We start from the raw sequence: 19,088 nt of genomic DNA, 5'->3' as shown, positions 1-19,088 counted from the left end.
CTGCCACGAGTAGTGCGATCAGCCATGGACTCCAGCGTCGCTGAGGGCCTTCAGGCCCCGGCCGCTGCTGCCAGGCATCTTGGGGGGACATGGTGGCCGCCTTGCAACGTATGAGGTAACGGGTTTCCACCAGAGCACGTCAGGCGAGTGAGCGCTCGGTAGCATTCACCCATTCGGGCTCTTCCCTTGGGGGTGACCAGATTTCGAGTTACCTGGCTCATGCGGTAGAGATTTCACTACGGTGGGCAACCCCGCCTGGCAGTGATGAGCGACGACGCCAGCCCCACACCCGCAGAAAAAGCCGCTGCTCTTATCTCGCCTTGGAACTGGTTGAGATGCTGACTTTACACAGGCGGGGATAGTCTGGACCAAGGGTCCATGGCGGGGCGGGCCGGTATGCGGGAAGGCTTCGCGCAACTGCCGGAGGTAGCAGCGGACCACGGTGATGCCGCCCTGGTAGCCGCGTTCTCGCAGTTCGTGGAAGAGACCAGTGGCATTGGTGCAGCCCTTTTCCATCGCTGGTGCGGGTAGGGCTTGTGGTCGTCGAGGATGCCAGTCAGACCGGCCCACTTGCCGACCAGGAACTCGTTCGCGGTGGCGGCGCGGACCGGGCGGCGAACGGTGGGGCGGCTGACCTGCAGTTCGCGGGCGATACCCCGCAGGCTCATCCCTTCGCCGACCAGCTCGCGGACGGTTGCATGCTGTCGGCGGACTCGGCCGGATCGACGCCCTGAGGTGCGCAGGCCTTGGCCAGCAGTTCCGCCGGCCCGCGGACCAGCGGTATACATCGGCCGCCCTCGTACCGCAGCAGTAGAGCGAGCCATTGGCACACCCGGAGACCGCGCAACAGAGTCCAGAAGCTGGTCAAAGTCCCCTCGTCACCACTCCCTGTGGCTCGCCGTTGACCGTTACCGCGGGGTCGGTCTCCACCACGCGCACGGACAGGTCGATCGGTGCGGGGCGGGCGTTGGCCGTTTCGGCTGCCGAGAGGTGTCGGACGTTGAAGGAGGCATCGGCGAACGGGCGGACGGTGTGGGCCAGAAGGCGGGTCAGCTCATCGTCGAGGCCGTGCTGCAGCGGGGTCCCGTCGGGGCCGAAGGAGTCGATCTCGCGCTCGGCAAGCACCACGCCGGTCCCCGCGTGGGTGGCGGTGAAGTGCAGGATGCCGCTCTCGTTGTAGCGGAACTTGATCTCGATCTTGTTCCGGCGGGTGTCCTGTTCGCGGGCCGGGAGACGAACCTCGATGTCGGCCAGGGGGAAGGCACGGTCGCTGTCGGCCGGGTAGCCGACCTCGCCCTCGATCACCGGTACGCGCACGAAGGAAGCGCCCGGCGTGTCCGGGTAGAAGTTGGCCGACCCCTCCGCGGGGAGCGTGGCGTTGCGCCGGATGATGGCGCGGAAACCCCTCTGCTCACCCGCACTCACGGCCGTTCCCAGGTCGTAGCTGGTCACCAGGGAGAAGTCGCTGTCGTCGCCGAGTTCACCGTCGAGGGAGGCCGCGTAGATGGCCGCGCCCCGGGCGACGGCGGTCATGGGCCGGCACAGGCCGCTGTCGACGATGCGGTCATGGCCGAGGAGCTCACCCAGGGCGTTACGCACCTGGGGGATCTGCGAGGTGCCGCCGATCATCAGGACGGAATCGATGTCGTCCGGGGTGATGGCCAGGTCTTCCAGTGCCTGCTGGACCGGCTCCAGGGCACGGGTGATGAGCGGGGTGATCGCCTCGGTGTAATCGGCCGCGGTGATCCTGACCTCGCGCTTCGAGATCGAGGGGGCGAGGCCGATCGGGAGGTCGAAGAAGAGCGCACCGTCCATCGGCACGGAGGACAGAGCGATCTTCGTCAGTTCGACCGACCGGCGCCACCGGCGTCGTTCGGCCTTGGTGAGGCGGTTTGTGGTCATGCCGATCTTCTGCTGGATCAGCTTAGCCAGCGCGTTGTCGAACTCCAGCCCGCCAAGGGCGGTGATGCCGCGGGAGGTCTGCTCCTCGAAGAGTCCTTCGTCGTATTCCAGGACGGTGACGTCGATGGTGCCGCCGCCCCAGTCGAAGACGAGGAAGCGGCCGGGGATCGGGACGTCGTGGGCGTACGAGATAGCAGCAGCGGTGGGCTCGTTGAGTAGGGCCCGGACCTTCACTCCGCCGAGCGCCGCCGCGGCACGGGTGCGGTAGCGGGCGCCGCCCGTCGCCTTGGCGGGGACGGTGACGACCGCGTCGGAGAGGTCGAGCAGCTGGGCGGAGACGCCTTCCTTCATGCGGCTGAAGAGAGCAGCGGCCGCGACCGTGCTGTGGAACTTCTCCGAGCCGACCCAGGCATGGTGTTCCTCGAGTTGCGCTGCGACCTCGAGGCTGTCGATGCCGCCGTCCTTCTCGGCACCGGAGCGGGTGCCGAGCATGCGCTTCACGGCGTCGAGCGGCTCGCTGGTGCCGGTTTTCGCCTCCCAGCCGAAGCAGAGGGTGCGCTGGAGGTCTCGGACGGACAGCACGGAGGGGAAGAGCTGCTCGAACTCCGACTGACGCCACTGGGCGGGCACGTTGTCACTGTCGATCGGCAGCACCTCGGTGGTGTGCCCGTTCCAGCGAGCAACAACCGAGTTGCTCGTGCCGAAGTCAATACCAAAGCTCATCGGGTGTCTCTCTGGTTCGTCTGCTTGCCGGCCGCAGCCCACAACAGCTGCCTGTAACTCGTCTTCTTCTGCGTACGACCGCCTGTCGGCATATCCTGCGAACCGGTTGGAGAGCCGGTACCGCCGCGCGATTCATCCTGGGGAACTTGCCGATCACTGCTCTCCTCAGAGCGGGGAGACGTAATGCGCTGCTCTGATTGCCTATCCCTGGACCGCTGTCGAGGCCGATCCACTGATTTTTTCGAGCGAGGAGTTGCGCCAGCGGGTTCCGCAATCCGACTGGCTTCACTCTTCCTGTTGCCGTCCGCACCTCGGTCGCGTTTACCGGTCTCCCTGACTGGCAGATTCTCAGGAACCTGTTGGACTCCGGGCGCCTGACCTCGATGCACCTTCTTCTTAGGCAGGGAGTCGCCAGGCTTCTCACTGAGGCCCTTCTTCGGCTTTTTGTCTGCCTCCGTATGTGTGGACCTGCGCTTCTGCCCCGGTGTCATTTTCCTGGGTCTGGGGAAAGGTTCCGCAGCAACGGCCCGTAGCCAGCCGCGTTCGACGAGCTTCCCGGACTCCTTGTCGACGTAGGCCGGCGCGGCGAGCTCGAAGGTGACCGGACCTTGCCGCATCACACCGGGATGTTCCTCCACGACGTTGAAGAGTGTCTGATCGCCGGTTTCGTCAACGATCTGCAGGCCGGCCTTCGTTGCCTCGTGGCCGAGGCGGGTCAGCACCACCTTCATGGTCTTCGCCTCCAACGCCTGTCGGTGCAGAACCGCCAGCTGGGCCAGGTGCATCTGGCGCGTGCGGATGCTCTCCAGCACACCCTTGCGTACTGCCTCGGTGAACTGGGGAAGCACTCGGCGCATCAGCTCGGCCCGGAAGGCGGAGGCCAGATCGGCATCGGCCTCCTTGCCGGCCAGAGCTGCGCCCAGTTTCTCCGCCGCTTCCTCCAACTCCTTCTCCACCACGGGCAGGAGCGTCTCGTTGACCGACTTCAGGATCGCGGCGGCGTCCAGGGTCCCCGGAGTAAACTCCGGGATACCGCTATCGGCATGCCTCCAAGGCTTTTTCTCCGCAGCCCTGGCTTTGCCGAGGCTGCGTACGCTCCCGTCCGTTGATTCATGTTCTTGGTTCTGCTGGGCGTCGTCACGGGGGCCAGGAAAGCTGTCTTTTTTACCGGCTCTGTTGCTCACAATGCACTGCTCTCTGGGTCTTCAAGGGCTGCTGTGTCTTCAGCAGCCAGGAAAAGGCGTTCTGTCGCCCTGGCGATTATTTCTCGGGCCGCCTCGGTGCGAGACCACTCGCGGTCGCTGTCCGTGGGTGGCTCGGTGAGCCTCCGCAGAGGCTCGGGCGGGAGTTCCAGCCGGTGGCTCGTGCCGGTGGGGTCCTTCCATCGGTGCGGGGCGAGCGGGACGGCGAACCGCGGTACTTCCTGCTTCTTCCGTTCAGCCTTCTCGATCATGTCCTTGGCACGGTTGATCCGGACGCGGCCGGTGTCGTCGAGTTCCTTCCGCAGAGCTCGCCAGGCCCTCTTCCAGTCATCCGCCCCGTCGGACACGCCGAGCACCAGATAAGGGTTGAGCGGCTGGTCGCGTTCTCCGCTGGGCCTGCCCTCCAGGAAGCTCCGGTTCTTCCGCAGCGTGGCCACGACGCCTCCGCCGAGCTGGTCCCGCACCGGGGGGCGGCCTTCGGCGTCCTGCTCCATGAGTTCGAGGGACTCCGTGGTCTCCCGGTCAGCACACAGGTAGGCCTGGATGTTCCGGGCCTCCCAGCGCACCGGCTGCGAGTGGTGCCGGAGCCTCGCGGCCACGGTGAGCGCCGCCTTCCTCCGTTGTTCCGCCGTCTCATGGTCCCCGTGGAGGAGGGCACGGTGCATCTGCCGCACGGCCCTGATCAGGGTCCGCACGCCGATCCAGCCGTTGAACTTCTTGCTGCTCGCGCTGCGCGCCTGGGGGTTGATCCGCTCAAGGAGGACCCACAGCCGCTCGTCGGCGACGAGGTCGTCCGGGACCTCTCCGGTCCGCCGCACCTCGCGCAGCGCGTCGAGGAGCTTCTGCGCCGGCGGCAAGAGGTCGGTCCACTCCTCGGCGACGGCCCTGGCGTCGTTGGCCTGCAGCCTCACCAGCAGGCGCCAGTCCTGCGGCCAGCCACGGCCGGGGTCGGTTCCCGGGCCTGCCTCCCGGCGCTCCCGCTCCAGGGGCCAGGCCAGCAGGTCCATCTCCTCGTCGGTGAGGGACGCCGGGTCCAGGCGGGCGCGGAAGTAGGCGGCACGGGAGGTGCCGTCACGCTCGGGGACCGCGCCGATCCACTCCTCGTCGATGTAGTCGTCGAGGAGCGGCCGGGGAAGCTTCGCCAGGAGCGCCCTCTGCCGGGGAGCCGGCAGGTTGGTCTTCATCAGGCGACGATCGTCCTGGTAGATCTGCCACATGCTGCCCGGCTCCCCCAGGAGCGGCAGCGGCCTGTCCTCCAGCAGGGCGCGGGCGCGGTCGTCGAGCCGGCCGTCGAGGATGTCCAGCCCGTGGTCCTGTGCCGTGACGAGCAGGGAGACGCCCGTAACCGGGTCGTCCTGCCGGGACGCCGCGTCGGCCGCGGCCTGGGCCAGCTTCCGCGCGGAGAGCGTTGCGGTCTCCGCCTTCAGCGCGTCGGGCAACATGGTCTTGGCGAAGGAGCGGGCACGCTCCCAGGCCTGCCGGTCGGTGAATCCGTCCGGGACCGGTTGAAGCATGGCCGGTTCCGGTCCCGGCTGCTTCTGCGGCGGAACGACCGGAGCAGGGCCGCCGGCGGATTCCGCACCCCACGGGGCCTTCCCGACCGCCCGTCCTTGGGCGCGGGCCTGGCGGAGGGCGAGGCGGCGGGCGATTTCGCGCTGCCGCAGTTCCTCCAGCCGGGCCTGCTCGTCCTGGCCCGCTCCCAGCGGGATTCCTGCCGCCATCACAGCTCCTCCGCGAAGATGCGCACCTGCTCGATCACCGCGGCAGGGGTCCGGTCCAGGCTGTAGGAGTCGGCGAAGGCGATCCTGTCGGCGAAGCCTCCGGCACGGACCTCGTGGCGCAGGGACTGGAGCCGTTCGTTCCCGCACTCGTCGGTGGCGGACTCCAGCGGGTGCTTGACGGCGACCGCGACGGGCTTACCGGTGAAGTCCGAGGTGAAGAGCGCCACCGGTCCGGCGACGGTCTCCTTCAGGCTGACGGTGGACTCCTCGTCCGCCCAGCCCTTCAGTAGGACGGCGTGCTCGTCCGGATCGATCCGCGGTGTCCGACCGCGCAGGGCGTCGGTCAGGTCGCGGGCGAGCCGCCAGTCGTACAGCGGGTGGAGGCGCATGTTGGAGTAGTCGCGCAGGCAGGCGTAGCAGGAGCTGCGGCAGTTCCGCGCGTGGTGGCCGGCCTCCAGGTCGTGCACGTAGCGGTCGACCGCCTGGAGGAACTCCTCGATGTGTTCCTCCGAGCCGAGGTGGGTGCTGAAGCCCGCGCCGTTGTCGAGGCTGTCCGCCAGGTAGGCCATGACGGGGGCGGCCACCGGGGCGTCCGAGCCGTGGATGCCGCTGAGGAGTTCCTCCGGCTGTACGTCCAGGTGCGGGGCGGCGGCGCGGCGCAGCAGGGCCGCCAGCGAGTACCAGGCGGCGCGCCGGCCGTGGTAGGCCTCGGGGAAGCCGTCGGTCTGCTGGGACTTCGAGATGTCGAAGCGAAGGCCCCGGCTTGTGTCGAGGGCGCCCTTGGCCCCGACGAAGAGCATGTCGGTGTGCTGGGTGGCGCCGAGGGCGATCTCCAGGTCGGCTTCCGCCTTGGGGTGGTCCAGCGCGAGGTATCCGCGCCACGAGCCGGTGTTCTTGGCGAACCGGAAGAGTTTTCCGGCGTTGGTGTTGACGATGTAGCGGTCGCCGCTGCCGGTGTGGACGACCATCCAGTCGTCGGCGGCACGGTGGATGCGCGGGGCGGTCTTCTCCAGGTCGGTGGCGGTCCGTGCGCTGGTGGCGTTGGAGCCGAGCTCGCGGTAGCCGTCGTAGTCCCGTGCCTCGCGGGCGGCCCGGAAGCCTGCGGGTTCCCGGAAGGGAACGGCCTTGTAGTACTTGCTCTCCGCGCCGCAGGCGGGGCAGGTGCCGGCGCGCCCGGTTTCCGGTTCGACGACGGCCTGCGGGTCCACGTGGGAGCAGATCCGGCACATGGCGACCAGTTGTTCCGGTCCGAACGGTTCCTCGGCGGCCTGCACCCCGCGGCCGCTCGGGACGAGGGAGACCACTCCGCTGGAGCGGAGCAGACGGCCGTCCTGCGGGGTTTCGCTGCCCGGTGCGAACTTGCTGAGGGCGATGGCCAGGTCGCGGTTGACGGAGTCGGCCGGCGGCCAGGGGAAGGTCTTCTGCGGGACGCTCCGGTAGAGGAGTCGGGAGCGGGTCGGGAAGCCGAACATGGGCAGGAGACCCGCCTCCGCCAGACGCTGGCTGAGGTCGGGGTGGCCGACCGTCCGGGCCGCCACCTCGTCGACCTGGGCGAGGAGTTCGTCGACGGCGGCCACCGGATCGACGGCGGCGATGCTCTCCGGTGTTCCGGCCTGGAGGGCGGCGGCAGCGGCTCTGACGCGGTCCGGGTGCTCGGCGATCCAGCGGCGGACGGCACCGCGGTGCACCGGCCAGTCGGCGGCGAGGCCGAACTGTCCGTGGACGTTGGTCGTCATGTCCGGCCCCTTCCGGCGGTCCTCCGGCTGCAGGGGCTCGAAGGCCTGGCGCAGGACCTCTCCCAGCAGAACCCGCCGGAAGACGGAGACCATGCCGAGGACCAGGTAGGGCGGCGGAGTCGGATCGTTGGTGATGGCTTCCGGGCGGGCGAAGTAGTGCTCGTCATGACTGCGGCCGCGGCAGACGGTGAGGGCCACGGCGACCGGGCTGTTGCGCCGTCCGGCACGTCCCACCCGCTGCTGGTAGTTGAAGCGGGTGGGCGGCATGTTGGCCATGATCACGGTGTTGAGGGGGCCGATGTCGACACCGGCCTCCATGGTCGTGGTAACGGAGAGTAGTTCCAGACCGTCCGCCTGCGGGACGTCGTCGTCACCGAGGAAGACGTCCTGGAAGAGGCTCTGCCGGCGCTGGGCCTCCAGCCGGTCCGTCTGGCCGGTCAGCTCCGCGGTGCGCAGGGGGAAGTCGCCGGTGCGGTGGGCGGCCTTCCATGCGTAGTAGTCGTCCTCGAGGACTCCGCTGTACTGCTGGGGCGCTGCGGGCAGCGGGATCAGGCACTTGGTGCACAGCCCCGCGCCCGGATGAAGGTGCGGCCGGTGGCAGGAACGGCACGTCCAGGTCCTGTTCTCACCGGGGCGGAGCGCCACCTTCTCCGGCTTGATGACGTAGTCGGCCACGGCGTCCTTCCAGACGCCGAGCACCCGGTCCTCGATCGTCCGCACATCGGTGCCCTGGCGTTCGGCGATCTGCTTCCAGAAACGCTTCAGGGGCGCGGGCGGCCCCTGAAGAGAGGCACGTATCCGGCTGAAGCGCCGCATCAGGCCGAGAATCCGCAGGCTGGCGCGCGCCACGGCCTGGTCGCTGTCCGGGCCGATCTCCACGGGCGAGCGGTCGTCGCGCAGGCAGAGCCAGCCGAGCCCGAGTGATTCGAAGTCACGGCCGCCGCCGGAGAAGAGGCTGCCGACGGTCTCCAGGCGGAGGCGGGAGCGGAGGCGGTTGAGGAGTTCCTCCTGCGCCTGGGTCTCCACCACCGCTTCCCGGTCCCGCTCCCAGTTGTAGAGCGCGGTCCAGGGCTGTCCGGCCGAGGTCTGCTGGAGCGAGGCGGCGGGACCGGCGGGGTTGGTGCCGTACGTCAGCAGCATGCCTTCGAGATCGGAGGCGAGGTCGTCCAGGGAGGGCAGTTCGGAGAACTTCCGCTCCAGGTCGGGCAGGAGTTCCGGTTCCGCGTCGAGGTCGTCGGCGAGGATCGCCTTCAGGCGCCCCCAGTCCGCCGGATCGCGGTCCCGCAGCCGTCCCATGGCGGCACGGGCGTCCGCGCGATCGACCGTTTCCCCGGCGTAGTGGGCCTTCACCAGCCGAAGGTCTCCGAAGGGATTCCCCTGATTCTCGACGGCCCGGGCGGTGAGCAGGCGGAGAAGGTCCTGGTAGTGGCGGAGGGCGAGACCGCTGGCGAGCTCGGAGGCGTCGTCGCGGCTGTCGGAGAAGGCGATCGCCTTGCGCCGGCCGTCGGGGAGGTGGCCGAGGGCTTCGGTCACCAGCACCTGGTTGATCTTGTAGAAACCGGTGCGCATCCGCCGGACCGGCGCGTTGCGCAGCCGGTCGGGGGATTCCAGCGGGATGAAACGGCCGTCCCTGTCGCGCCTGATCTCCCAGTCGTCGCCGCAGGCGGGGCAGCGGGTGGGGAAGGCCTGCAGCCGGGCCGGGTCGTAGGCCGGCTTCCTGCCCTCCTTGTCCAGGGGCACGGAGATGTGGAACGACCATCCGGTGTGCTGGACGTCCCGGTTCTCCAGGCGGCCGGTGGCGGGCTGGTAGGCGCTGCGGCGGAACTCGAATCCGACCTGCGGCCCGCCGTCGGACAGGCCCACGTGCCAGCCTGGGTCGTCGAGGCCGAGGCCCGTGGTGCGCGGCCAGTACACGACGTAGTTCGCCGCCGTGGGTGCGCCGCTCTCCTCGTCGGGGAGCAGGTCCAGATCCGGGAAGTCGGTGTGGAGTGCCCCGGTGAACCTGCGCCGCCGGGTGTCCTTGGGGCTGGCGTACCCGCCGAGCATGAGGTCGCCGCAGGCCTGGCAGGAGAGGAGCTCCAGTACGCGGGCGCCGCAGGTGCAGCGGGAGGTGGGTTCGGCGAAGAGCCGGCCGACCCGGCGTTCGGGGCCGTGCGTCACGGGGATGTCGGGGCAGTTGGGGTCGGAGCAGGCCCAGATGCCCTCGATGTTCCGGAAGAAGAAGTGGGCGCGGAGCTGGGGAAGTCCGGGGTCCTGTGCGGAGCCGAGGACGCGCAGCACACCGTGGAGGGCGTCCCGGCGCTGTTCCTCGGGGGCGTCCGGGAAGAGGTTCTTCGCCAGTTCGGGGGCGGGCAGGGCACGGGGCCTGCCGCCGGGGGTGAGTGCGCTCTGGAGCGCCGGGCCGAGGCCGGTCTCCCGGGCCAGGGCGACGGCTTCGTCCTGGGGGACGGGGGCCGTCGCGGCCCGCGCGAGACGTTCGGTGTGGGCGGCCAGGTCGCCCTCGCCGCGGATCTCCTTCGTCTGTCCCGGGATGATCACGCGCCGGGCGCCGGGCAGGGCGAAGAACCCGTCGAGGAAGTCGTCGTCCCGGCCGGCCTCCAGGGAGGCGGAGGCGGCGAGCACCCGCAGCTTCTCGGGGCTCTTGTCGAGGCCGAGGCGGTGGCGGAGGTTGCGCAGCAGGTAGGCCACCTCGGTACCGGCCGTGCCGCGGTACATGTGGAGCTCGTCGAGGATCAGGGTGAGGCGGGCGCCGGGGGTCTCCTCCAGCCACTTCCTCGTGGCGCTGAAGATGTGCTCCTCCTGTTTGCGGAGCAGCATGATGTTCAGCATCGAGTAGTTGGTGACCATGATGTCCGGCGGCGCGGCCTGCATGTCCCAGCGGGCGTGCATCTCCGCCCCGCCGAGGCGCGGGATGAAGGGCCGCAGCTCCTCGCCGAGCTTCTCGTCGGCCTTGCGCTGCCGCTCCTGGACCTCCCGCAGGTACTGCCGGAGACGGAAGGTGGCCGGCCCGGAGTCGCGGCTGCCGGAGACGGGGGTGGCTCCGGTGTAGCGGCCGAAGTAGAAGCGGTGCCCGTTGCGTTTCCGGTCCAGCCATGCGTGGGCCTCGCGACTGTCCAGCGACTTCCGCAGCCGGACGAGCTGGTCGTCGGCGAGGGCGTTGGTGGGGTAGAGGATCAGCACGCGCAGGGCGGCGGGGTGCCCGTGCTCGCCCTGCCGGCTGGGCACGTGGTCGCCGTCCTGCTGCCACCATTCCCGCTGCACCGCACGGGTGCTCTGCCAATGGGCGGACTCGGCGACCAGGTCGGCGAGGACCGGCAGCAGGAAGGACTCCGTCTTGCCGGAACCGGTGCCCGCGGTGGCCACGAAGTCCTTGCCCGCGCAGGCGGCGACCAGGGCGTCGTGCTGGTGCTGGTAGAGGCCGGTCACGCCGTCGGGAAGCGTGAAGCGGGCGAACTCGGCCGCGTCGGGGTGCGCTCCCGCCTCGGCGAAGGACTCCGCGATGCCGATGCCCCGGGAGGCGTACTGCGGGCGCAGCTCGATCAGCGGGTCGCGCCAGGCCCCGTTGTCCCGGTCCAGGAGGTTGCGCCGTTCCGCCATGACGGAGCGGTCGTCGACGCCGAACGGAGTGTCGTAGTAGCGGAAGAGCGCGTTGCGCAGGTCGTCGAAGGTGCCCATGACGTCCTGGACATCGGTGTTCGTCACCGCCGCTGCCTGCTGTTCGGCGCTCATGTGGTCCTCCCGCCGGTGGCCGCCACCGGTGACGGCATGGTCTCCAGGTTCTGCCGCAGCGAGGCCGCGATCACCTCGGCGAGCGCCCTAGGCACGTTGTCGTACGCGCGGATCCGCGTCTGCCTGCCCGCCGAGGGCGGGAAGCCGCTGCACAGGACGGCCGCGCGCTCGTGCAGGGCGGGCAGGGGCGCGTACCGGTCGACGAGGAGCCGGCCGATGCCGCCACGGCCCCTGCCGGATTCCGGCCGCCAGCGCATCGCGCCGGTGCGGTGGCGGGCGAGTTCCAGGTAGACGCCCGTCTCCCGTTCCACCGCGTGGAAGACGCCGCTGCGGCGGACGCGGGTCAGGCGTGCGTAGTCGGCTCCGCGCCACCGGTACAGGCCGTCCTCGTCGTCCCTTGCCGCGGGGACGAACCGCTGGAGGCGCGGCTCGTACTTCTCCAGCGTGTCGGCGGTGCTCCCGCCGGGCGGTGCGGACTCGGGGCCCGGCGCTGCCTGCGGAAGCAGCTCTGCCAACCGCAGGGCGGCGCAGGGAACATGGCGGGCACCGAGGAACTCCGCGGCTTCCCGCAGGCTCTGCGGGTCCTCGTACTGGAACAGGAGGGTGTCGGGCAGTGGCGCCTCTCCGGCCTCCGGCCGGTGAGGGACGGTGATCAGCTCCATCCACTCCTGCGCCGCTTCCTCGACGCGCGTGCTGATCCGCGCGGTGCGCGCGCCGGTCAGCAGCGCGAGGCCGTCCGCGTGGGGCAGCCGGGTCAGCACCGGCGGTGCCACCGACCAGCGGTCGGCGCGCAGGTCCACGTCGATGAAGCCGAGGGCGGCGGCCTTGCGCATCCAGTCCCAGTCGGCGTACTCCGCCAGCTCCAGGCCCCACGACCGGGCCTGGTCGCGGACACCGCCGCGCAGTGCGGACGCCCTGCCGCTGCGGCTCTCGCTCAGCCAGCGCAGCAGGGTCCCGCCGAACTCGGTGCTGCTCATCGGTCCCGTCATCGGTCCAGCTCCTTCGCTGCCTGCACGTACGCGGCCCACGAGGACTCGGTGGACGCCTGCTGGGCGTTGAGGACGGCTTGGGCCCATGCCCGCGGATTGCCGGCGCTCTTCGGCTTCGGCGTTCCCGGGTTCACCGGGCGGCCCTTCCAGCGTCCGTTCCGGCGCTGCAGGAGCCAGCCGCCGATGCCGTGGAAGTCGGCCTCGAAGCGGAGCGGGGCGGGGGTCCCGGGGAGACGTTCCGTCCACCAGTCCGGTTGTTCCGGGGCCTCCAGGGTCCACAGCCGTCCGTCGGCCGCCGCGAACAGCGCCTCGTCCGCGTCCCGGCGGCACAGCTCCATGACGGCTGCCGCGTCCTGGGGGGCGGCTCTGGTGCAGTCGGCACCGGTGATGCCGGCCGGCAGGGTCCGCCCGTCGAGGAGGGAGGGCGACGGGGAGGCCTTGCCGTCCGCGACGGTGAAGCCGCATACCTCGGGCATCTTCGGCTCGACGACGGCCTGGTCCGCGGTGGCAAAGCCGATCTCCACGCCTGCGCAGCTCACCGTGTGGCGGCCGGGCTCCAGCCGGAGCACGGCCAGGGGGACGGGGCGGCCCGCGGCGATCGCCTTCCCGAGCTCGGGCCGCTCCCTCCCGTCGACCAGGAGGGTGCCCGTGCTCTCCGCGGTGTCCGGGAGGATCACCTGGGGTTCGCCTCCCCGCAGGTAAAGATGGAGGGCGAGCGAGGGAGCGAGCTTCAGTCCGCCCTCGAGGCGCAGCTTGAACTGGGCCGGGGGCTGCAGGAGGCCGACCGCACCCTGGACCTCCTGGAGCACCCGGCGCAGGGTGACCGCGTCGTCAAAGGTGACGGGCTTGTGCAGGGACCAGCCCTGCGGCACCCAGGCCAGCTTGCCGGTGTCGGCGCTCCGGCCCGTGGTCGCGGCCTTGTCCAGCAACCGCTGCACATCCCGCTGCGCGGTCGGGGCGGCGAGCACCACGTGTGCCTCTCCCGGGCGGAAGCCGTCGGTGTCGGCCCAGACGCCGAGCACGTCGTCCCGTGCGAGCACCAGGACGGAGCAGGAGGGGCGGCTGAGCACCAGGCCGTCCCCGTCGCGGCGGATGCCCCTGGTGAGGGTGTCCGCGCTCGGGGCGGGCAGGCCCGTCACCTCGTAGTAGGCGGTGTCGCCGAGCTGTTCGAGGACGACACCGCCCCTGAGTTCGATGTGCTTCTGCTGCTCCGCGGACCGCAGGCGCGCCACCCAGCCCAGGCGCCCCGCGTCCAGCCGCACCAGGAGTTCGGCGCGGGTGACGCCGGTGGGCACCAGCTCGTCCGAACCGTCCCAGGCAGCGGCGTAGTTGCCGATCAGCCTGGCGAGGAAGGGGCGGAACTCCTCCTCCTGCAGAGCGTTGCGGAAACCCTTGGAGAAGTGCCGCTCCATGCCCCGGATCTCGATCTGGGCCAGCAGCGTCTCCCCCGGCAGGGGCCAGGTCGTGCCGTGCTCCCGCAGCGACCGGAAGAACTTCGGCATGAAGGACCGGTCCGCGCCGCTGAGGAGCGCCTGGGACTGGGCGAACCCGATCATGCTGCGGTTGGAGGGCAGGTCGGCGGGGGCGGGAAGGGTGCACAGGCCCCGCGCGCCCTTCTGGCTGTGCTGCCAGGAGGCCAGCACCTGCCACATGCGGGAGACGGGCTCATAGTGGTGGCTGCCCAGTTGCCTCTCGTCGCCGGTCAGCAGCTCGGAGAAGCGGGCGTGGTAGGCGGTGGCCCGGTGGTTCCGGTCGTTCACCATCCGGGACGCGGCCAGCACCGAGCAGGCCAGCAGCGGCAGGAAGGCCGGCACGCCGTCCTTGTCCTGCTGCCGCCTGCGCCAGCGGTAGTCCTCCAGCGCACTGTACGGTTCCGCGGTCCCCAGCCGCAGGAACCTGCCCACGCACCGGGCGAGGGGCTCCTCCAGGCCGTATCCGCGCCTGAGCTCCCGCTCCACGTCGTCGTCGACATAGAACAGCGTCGGGTGGCCGACGTGCTGCCGTCCGAAGAACTCCTCGGCCAGCACTTCCTGCCACGCCTGGTAAGAATGGTCCACTCTGTCCCCAAAAGAGATGTTCCAATGCCCTCTTCGCGAAACTCCCCGGCATGGAACGGCCTTGTGCGTCCCCCTGAACCCGCCGCTGACGACGGGTCACCATCGAACGCTCTCTCGAACTCAGCCCTCGACTACCGCTGCCCGACGTAACCCCACGACGCGCAACTCACAAAGAAGTCCCACCCGCCCCCCTGTTTCCACAACGTCCATGGCAGTGCTCGCGCAATCACCCGAAAGATATGGCCAGGGCTTCACTAAGGGCGATACACTCGCAGCGCTCGCAGCACTCCCCCGATCACCCGGACACACCAATCGATGCGCTTTACATTCAAATGTCACCTGTGCAGAAGATGTGAGTGAGATGCGAAGTCCGTCGATCGTACTGCTATCGGGTGGCGCGCTCCGGGTAAACGCGTCAAACCACTGCGACACTTGTCGCCCGCGCCTCCGTCGGCGATCGCCCCGGCGATCGGTGTCCGCCCGTCCGGCCGCCCCGACACGCGACACCCTCTACGCCGCCTCCGTCGACACGGCCGCCCCCGTCTTCATGCGCGGCTCCCTGCCGAAGAACACGCGGTACTTCTCGACCGTCCCGATCTCCCTGAGGATCCTCCTTATCCATGCCTGGGTGTAGACGTACTGGTCGAAGGCCTCGTTGTACGAGCAGTACTTCGCGACGGTGGCATACGGGTCGCCGGAACCCTTGACCGGACGGACCTTCAACCGCTTCCACATCTCCACGTGTTCTCCGGATGCGCTGAACCGGAAGGGCAGTTGCTCCTCGACACGGGCGGCGACCTGTGCCGGGCGCATCCTGTTCAGGTCCGCCACCTCGACATGGCGGTCCCTGGTGATGACGGTTCCCTTGCGCCCGGCCTCGACCATGGTGCGTCGCTCCTCCTCGGTCAGGTCGTCGAGCTTGACGAAGTTGACCGCCAGGTCGGCGTCCGTCTTGGAGCCGGTGATGGGCACCAGCCGTACGCGGTAGTCGTACCTGGGATCGTCGAGGACGGACGGATCGATGCCCGCCTCGTACCTGGCCACCAGGTCACGGGTCTTCCTGGGAAGTCTTCCGGCGGCCTTCCGCATCTCCTCGTATCCGTCCGCGGTCATCGCCTGGACGGAGAGCAGGAAGCGGAGCCGGTCGGCCAGGCTGTAGCCCGCACCGAAGTAACCGGCCATCTCCTGCTCGTAGTTGATGACGTAGGCCTGCGCCCTGCCGCCTGTGACGATCCTCAGGTTGTGCTCGTAGCGGTGTTCCACCTTGTTGCGCAGGGCGACGAAGAGCTCCGCGTTGAGACGCACCGTGTCACTGCTGTCGGGAAAATGCTCCTTCAGGCACTTCTCGAGATCCCAGGCCTTGGATTCGCCGTCGATCATGCGGTAGCGGCCGGTCTTGGGATCCCGGTAGTGGTAGTCGGTCTTGGCCTTGTGGAATTCCGCGTGGAGCAGGTAGTGCCAGGCCTTGTGCATGTGGGTGAGGAAGTCGCTGTAGTCGCCGCTGGAGCAGTTCCATTCGTCGAGTGCCTTGAGGGCGTGACGCTGGGACTCCATGAGGATGTGGTGCCACCGGGGACGGGCCATGAGGAGCGTCACTCACTTTCATCCGGGAATGGGGAGATCGGTTCGCAGGGTGGTAGGGGCCGTCCGCAGACGGCGTGATGCGGGCTGCCTCGCGTCACCTGCGGCTGTCCGCCTCGGGCCGTGAACTCAGGCAGCGACCGAGAGGGGGCCGGTCCCGGAACCGAGCGAGCGCAGGATCCGCGCCTCCTCCTTCCGGGCGGCGGAGGGAGGGATCCGGCCGTTGGCGCGGCGGAGGGCGAAGCGGGCGAAGGCGTCGGCGGTTTCGTTGAGGTCGTGTCCGATGTGGCCCTTCAGCCAGCGGACCTGGACTCGGTGGCAGTGGCGCAGCAGGCGGTCCAGCAGCCGCCGGCTCTCCGGGAAGAGGAGGGTGCGGTGGGCGGCTGCCGGGTCGGCGGAGCGCAGGGCCGCATCGACCGCGTCGACTGCCTCGGTGCTGTCGCACAGGAGGACCACGGGTGTCTCCTCGTGGTGTTCGAGGAGGCTGAGGGCGGCAGCGCAGATACCGATGACTTCGGCTTCGCCGCTGCTCGAGGCCAGGGAGTCGCCGTGTCCGGTGGTCCCGTCCTCAGCGGCCCAGCCGTAGCCGCACAGTGCGGACTCCTCCCCGACGGCGGCGTCGGCGACGGCCACGACGGCGGTGTCGGGAAGGTCGGCGAGCAGGGCGTAGCGGTCCCCGTCGGCCGGAGCCGTTGCCGTTGGCGTTGCCGTTGCCGTCGGATGTTCGCCGTCGCCGTCCTCGTCCGGGTCGGCGTGACGGGCATCGGCGAAGGCGGCGGCGAGAGTACGGTGACAGCGCGGGCAGCCGTCGGCCTGTTCGGGGCAGTGTGCCCGGTGCCGCGCGATCAGCTCACGCACGCTGTGCCACACCTCGGGCTCGGTGTCGGCGAAGCGTGCCAGAGCCGCGGCGCGACACTGCGCGATGAGCTCCGCGAGAGGCCCTGCGGTCATGCAGGTCCGCATCCGGTCGTGGAGGTCCGTGACCCGGAGCCGGGCTTCGCGGGAGCGGGCGGCGAGGACCGCGGTGTCCTGGTAGGCGTCGTCCAGGGCGTCCAGTCGGGTGCGTCGTACGGAGGGAGAGCAGGCGAGTACGTCCCGTTCGGCCCGGCCGATCGCGTAGCGGCCCCAGGCCAGCGCGGTACGGGCATGGCGGCTCCACCGTTCGGCCACCGCGTCGTGCGGGAGGTGGGGGTTCTCCTCCTCCCGGGCATCGCACAGGAGGGCCTGAACGAAGGCGTCGTCGTCGCAGTCCCGCAGTTCCCGCACCGGTGTCGGCGGTTCGCCGCCTGCCGTTTTCCGGTCCCAGGCCCAGCGGGCGAGGTCGCTCTCCGGCGCCTGCGGGGTGCCGTCCGGCAGTCCTCTGTCGCGGAGTTCCTGACGCAGTGCCTCGGCGAAGGCCACCGGGGACACCCTGCGCACCACCCTCAGCTCCAGCGCGTCCACCGGCCGGGTGAGGCCGGCGAGGCGGCGGGCACGCCGCTCCTTGTACAGGGCCTCCGCCTGCGACCGGGCCCGTCGCACCCTGCGCGCGTGTGCGCGCAGCCGTCGCAGCCGCTCGGGGGGCCGGCCCGAGAGTTCCGCGTGCCGGACGGCCCCGCGGGCGAGGACGTCGGCGTGGGCCAGAACGACGGTGATGGGACCGGCGAGCGAGGTGTGTTCCAGGGCCACGGTGATCTCCGGAGCGCAGATCCCGTTCATGCGGGCGAGGACGGCCTCCTGCAGGGCGGTGAAGTCGTCGACGAAGCGACGGATCAGCTCGGTGTGCTCGGTGATCGTCACGATGACCTTCCAGGTCGCGGGTGGTGGTGAGCGGGGCCGCACACGGCGTGCGATCAGTACGTGGGTGCGGGAGCCGTGGGCTGTGCCCCCGGGTGGGGCCCGTCCGGGGAGGGGCGCCGGCCGAGCAGGTCCCGGCGTCAGGGAATCCGCCCACGGGCCTGTTCAGCTCCGCAGGCCCCGGATCTTCCGGCCCAACTCGCTGTGCGGGTCGAGGAGTGCGCCCGCGACGCGGCCGACGGAGTCCTTCACACCGCCGCTGAAGTTGAGCCGGCCGGTGGAGCCGACGCCGGCGCAGACGCCGTCCCAGTAGGCGGCTCCCAGCGGACGTCGGCGAGCAGGTGCTCGACCGTCTCGTAGCTCATGGCGTCGCGGGGGTCGCACCAGGGGGTGGCGCGGTACAGCAGGACGCCGAGGCCCGCCATCACGGCCGGGGCGGTGATCGCGCCGCGCCGGGCGAAGTCCGGGAACCGGTCCCCGATCAGCCGGGACACCAGGCGGACGACGACCGTCTCCACCTCGTCGGCGTCGGTATTGGGCGGCAGGTCGCCCTCGTGAACGTGGGTCGCCGAGTACTGCACACCCTTGCCGCCGAAGACGGTGGTGACGATCAGCGCCCGCAGCGCGGACAGCGTCACGACCTCCTTGTCGGTCCTGGTGAGCTGCCGCTTGCCGGTGTTGACCAGCTTGTCGAACGGCATCCGCCGGCCGTCCGACTCGACCTCGAGCCTCTCGCCGACAAGGTAGGCGAGGCGGGTGGCGAGGTCGCGCTGGTCCATGGACATGGCCAGGTTCTTGGCGACGTCGACGCCCTTGACGTTGCGGTCGTAGAAGATCTGCCGCGCGTCCGCCGAGGAGATCCCCAGGTAGAGCTCGAAGGGGATGCGGACCCGCCGACCGAGCTCGGCGTAGGTGAGGCCGAAGGCCTCCGGGTCCTGGTAGATGTCGTGCCAGGCGGTGGTCTGGGTCTCGCCGTCGATGGCGACCACTATGGCGTCCGGGGCGACGGTCAGCGTCCGCAGGCCCGAGTCGGGGAGCAGCTCGTCGCTCATCGCGGCGATCTCGCCCGCGTGCCAGAGCGTGACCGGAGGCGTGGACCAGGCGGAGCCGTGCTTGCCGAGGATGCCGGCGGCGATGTACTCGGCGTAGGCCGGGATGTTCCTGCCCTTCTGGGACCTCAGCGTCCGCTGCACGGTCGCGCGCAGTTCGGCGTGGCGCCGGTCGTGTCCGGACGCGGTCTTGAGTGCGCGCGGGTCCTCCTCCCGACGCGGTGACGGCACGAGACGTACCAGCGTCGCGAGGGACATGGTGCCGATGACCGCGTCCTCGCGGAACGGCATGACGGTGAGCGGGATTCCTTCCGGGGTTCCGCTCGGCATGGTCAGACGCATGGGTTCCCCCTGGGTAGTGATCGCTCGGCCGCCGCCCGGCGGCCCCGAGGCGCCGCGCGTCCCCCGGAATCCCGCCGAGAGGGATCAGGGCAGGACGAGGGGCTGGGCGCTCAAGGACATGGATGCGGCAAGGGAAGTGACGCTTCCCGCCGGGGAGCACCGCTCACCGCCGGAAGCAAACACATGGAAGCATGACAGTGAAAGCACTGTCCACCAGCTTGCGTCAGTTGGCTCGTGCTGTATGGTGTGACCACGCCGACCATCGGAGCCAGGACTCATCC

Annotated in this window: 10 protein-coding genes; all 10 read right to left on the bottom strand. The window is 70.0% G+C overall.

Annotated elements, in window-relative coordinates; translation table 11 throughout:
* Window positions 1-344: 344 nt before the first annotated feature.
* Entirely contained in the window at window positions 345-788 is a 444-nt protein-coding gene (locus tag V1L54_RS29525) for a helix-turn-helix domain-containing protein (protein WP_443076735.1), read from the bottom strand.
* A 76-nt stretch (window positions 789-864) separates the two neighbouring features.
* A complete protein-coding gene (locus tag V1L54_RS21620; RefSeq protein WP_330119733.1) occupies window positions 865-2,625 on the bottom strand; it encodes an Hsp70 family protein in 1,761 nt (586 codons plus the stop codon).
* Complete coding sequence (locus V1L54_RS21615) at window positions 2,622-3,809, bottom strand: hypothetical protein (RefSeq protein WP_330119732.1); 1,188 nt, start codon at window positions 3,807-3,809, stop codon at window positions 2,622-2,624. The genes V1L54_RS21620 and V1L54_RS21615 overlap by 4 nt, the downstream gene beginning before the upstream one ends.
* On the bottom strand, window positions 3,806-5,548 hold the full coding sequence (locus V1L54_RS21610; RefSeq protein WP_330119731.1) for a hypothetical protein: 1,743 nt from the start codon (window positions 5,546-5,548) through the stop codon (window positions 3,806-3,808). The genes V1L54_RS21615 and V1L54_RS21610 overlap by 4 nt, the downstream gene beginning before the upstream one ends.
* The gene (locus V1L54_RS21605; protein ID WP_330119730.1) at window positions 5,548-11,013 is read right to left on the bottom strand and encodes a DEAD/DEAH box helicase; all 5,466 of its coding nucleotides are present in this window, start codon (window positions 11,011-11,013) and stop codon (window positions 5,548-5,550) included. Before V1L54_RS21605 ends, V1L54_RS21610 begins: the two co-directional genes overlap by 1 nt.
* Window positions 11,010-12,002 (bottom strand): hypothetical protein, encoded by a 993-nt coding sequence (locus V1L54_RS21600; RefSeq protein ID WP_330119729.1) that lies wholly within the window; start codon window positions 12,000-12,002, stop codon window positions 11,010-11,012. The genes V1L54_RS21605 and V1L54_RS21600 overlap by 4 nt, the downstream gene beginning before the upstream one ends.
* Entirely contained in the window at window positions 11,999-14,059 is a 2,061-nt protein-coding gene (locus tag V1L54_RS21595; protein WP_330119728.1) for a hypothetical protein, read from the bottom strand. Before V1L54_RS21595 ends, V1L54_RS21600 begins: the two co-directional genes overlap by 4 nt.
* Before the next feature lie 510 nt (window positions 14,060-14,569).
* A complete protein-coding gene (locus V1L54_RS21590; protein WP_330119727.1) occupies window positions 14,570-15,613 on the bottom strand; it encodes a DUF3644 domain-containing protein in 1,044 nt (347 codons plus the stop codon).
* Between the two features lie 156 nt (window positions 15,614-15,769).
* Window positions 15,770-17,419, bottom strand: coding sequence for an RNase H family protein (locus tag V1L54_RS21585; protein ID WP_330119726.1), 1,650 nt, complete (start codon window positions 17,417-17,419; stop codon window positions 15,770-15,772).
* Window positions 17,420-17,664: 245 nt separating this feature from the next.
* Window positions 17,665-18,807 (bottom strand): ParB N-terminal domain-containing protein, encoded by a 1,143-nt coding sequence (locus V1L54_RS21580; RefSeq protein ID WP_330119725.1) that lies wholly within the window; start codon window positions 18,805-18,807, stop codon window positions 17,665-17,667.
* Between the last annotated feature and the right edge of the window lie 281 nt (window positions 18,808-19,088).

It is taken from the genome of Streptomyces rubellus, from assembly GCF_036323805.1.
Taxonomy (GTDB): Bacteria; Actinomycetota; Actinomycetes; order Streptomycetales; family Streptomycetaceae; genus Streptomyces.
Note: the sequence above shows the minus strand (reverse complement) of the source record. Positions and strands in the feature narration are given on the sequence as shown.

Excerpts from the sequence above, each read along its gene's own strand:
- V1L54_RS29525 (WP_443076735.1), bottom strand. The coding sequence starts at position 788 with ATGTATACCGCTGGTCCGCGGGCCGGCGGAACTGCTGGCCAAGGCCTG.
- V1L54_RS21600 (WP_330119729.1), bottom strand. The coding sequence starts at position 12,002 with ATGACGGGACCGATGAGCAGCACCGAGTTCGGCGGGACCCTGCTGCGC.
- V1L54_RS21610 (WP_330119731.1), bottom strand. The coding sequence starts at position 5,548 with ATGGCGGCAGGAATCCCGCTGGGAGCGGGCCAGGACGAGCAGGCCCGG.
- V1L54_RS21605 (WP_330119730.1), bottom strand. The coding sequence starts at position 11,013 with ATGAGCGCCGAACAGCAGGCAGCGGCGGTGACGAACACCGATGTCCAG.
- V1L54_RS21620 (WP_330119733.1), bottom strand. The coding sequence starts at position 2,625 with ATGAGCTTTGGTATTGACTTCGGCACGAGCAACTCGGTTGTTGCTCGC.
- V1L54_RS21590 (WP_330119727.1), bottom strand. The coding sequence starts at position 15,613 with ATGGAGTCCCAGCGTCACGCCCTCAAGGCACTCGACGAATGGAACTGC.
- V1L54_RS21580 (WP_330119725.1), bottom strand. The coding sequence starts at position 18,807 with ATGCGTCTGACCATGCCGAGCGGAACCCCGGAAGGAATCCCGCTCACC.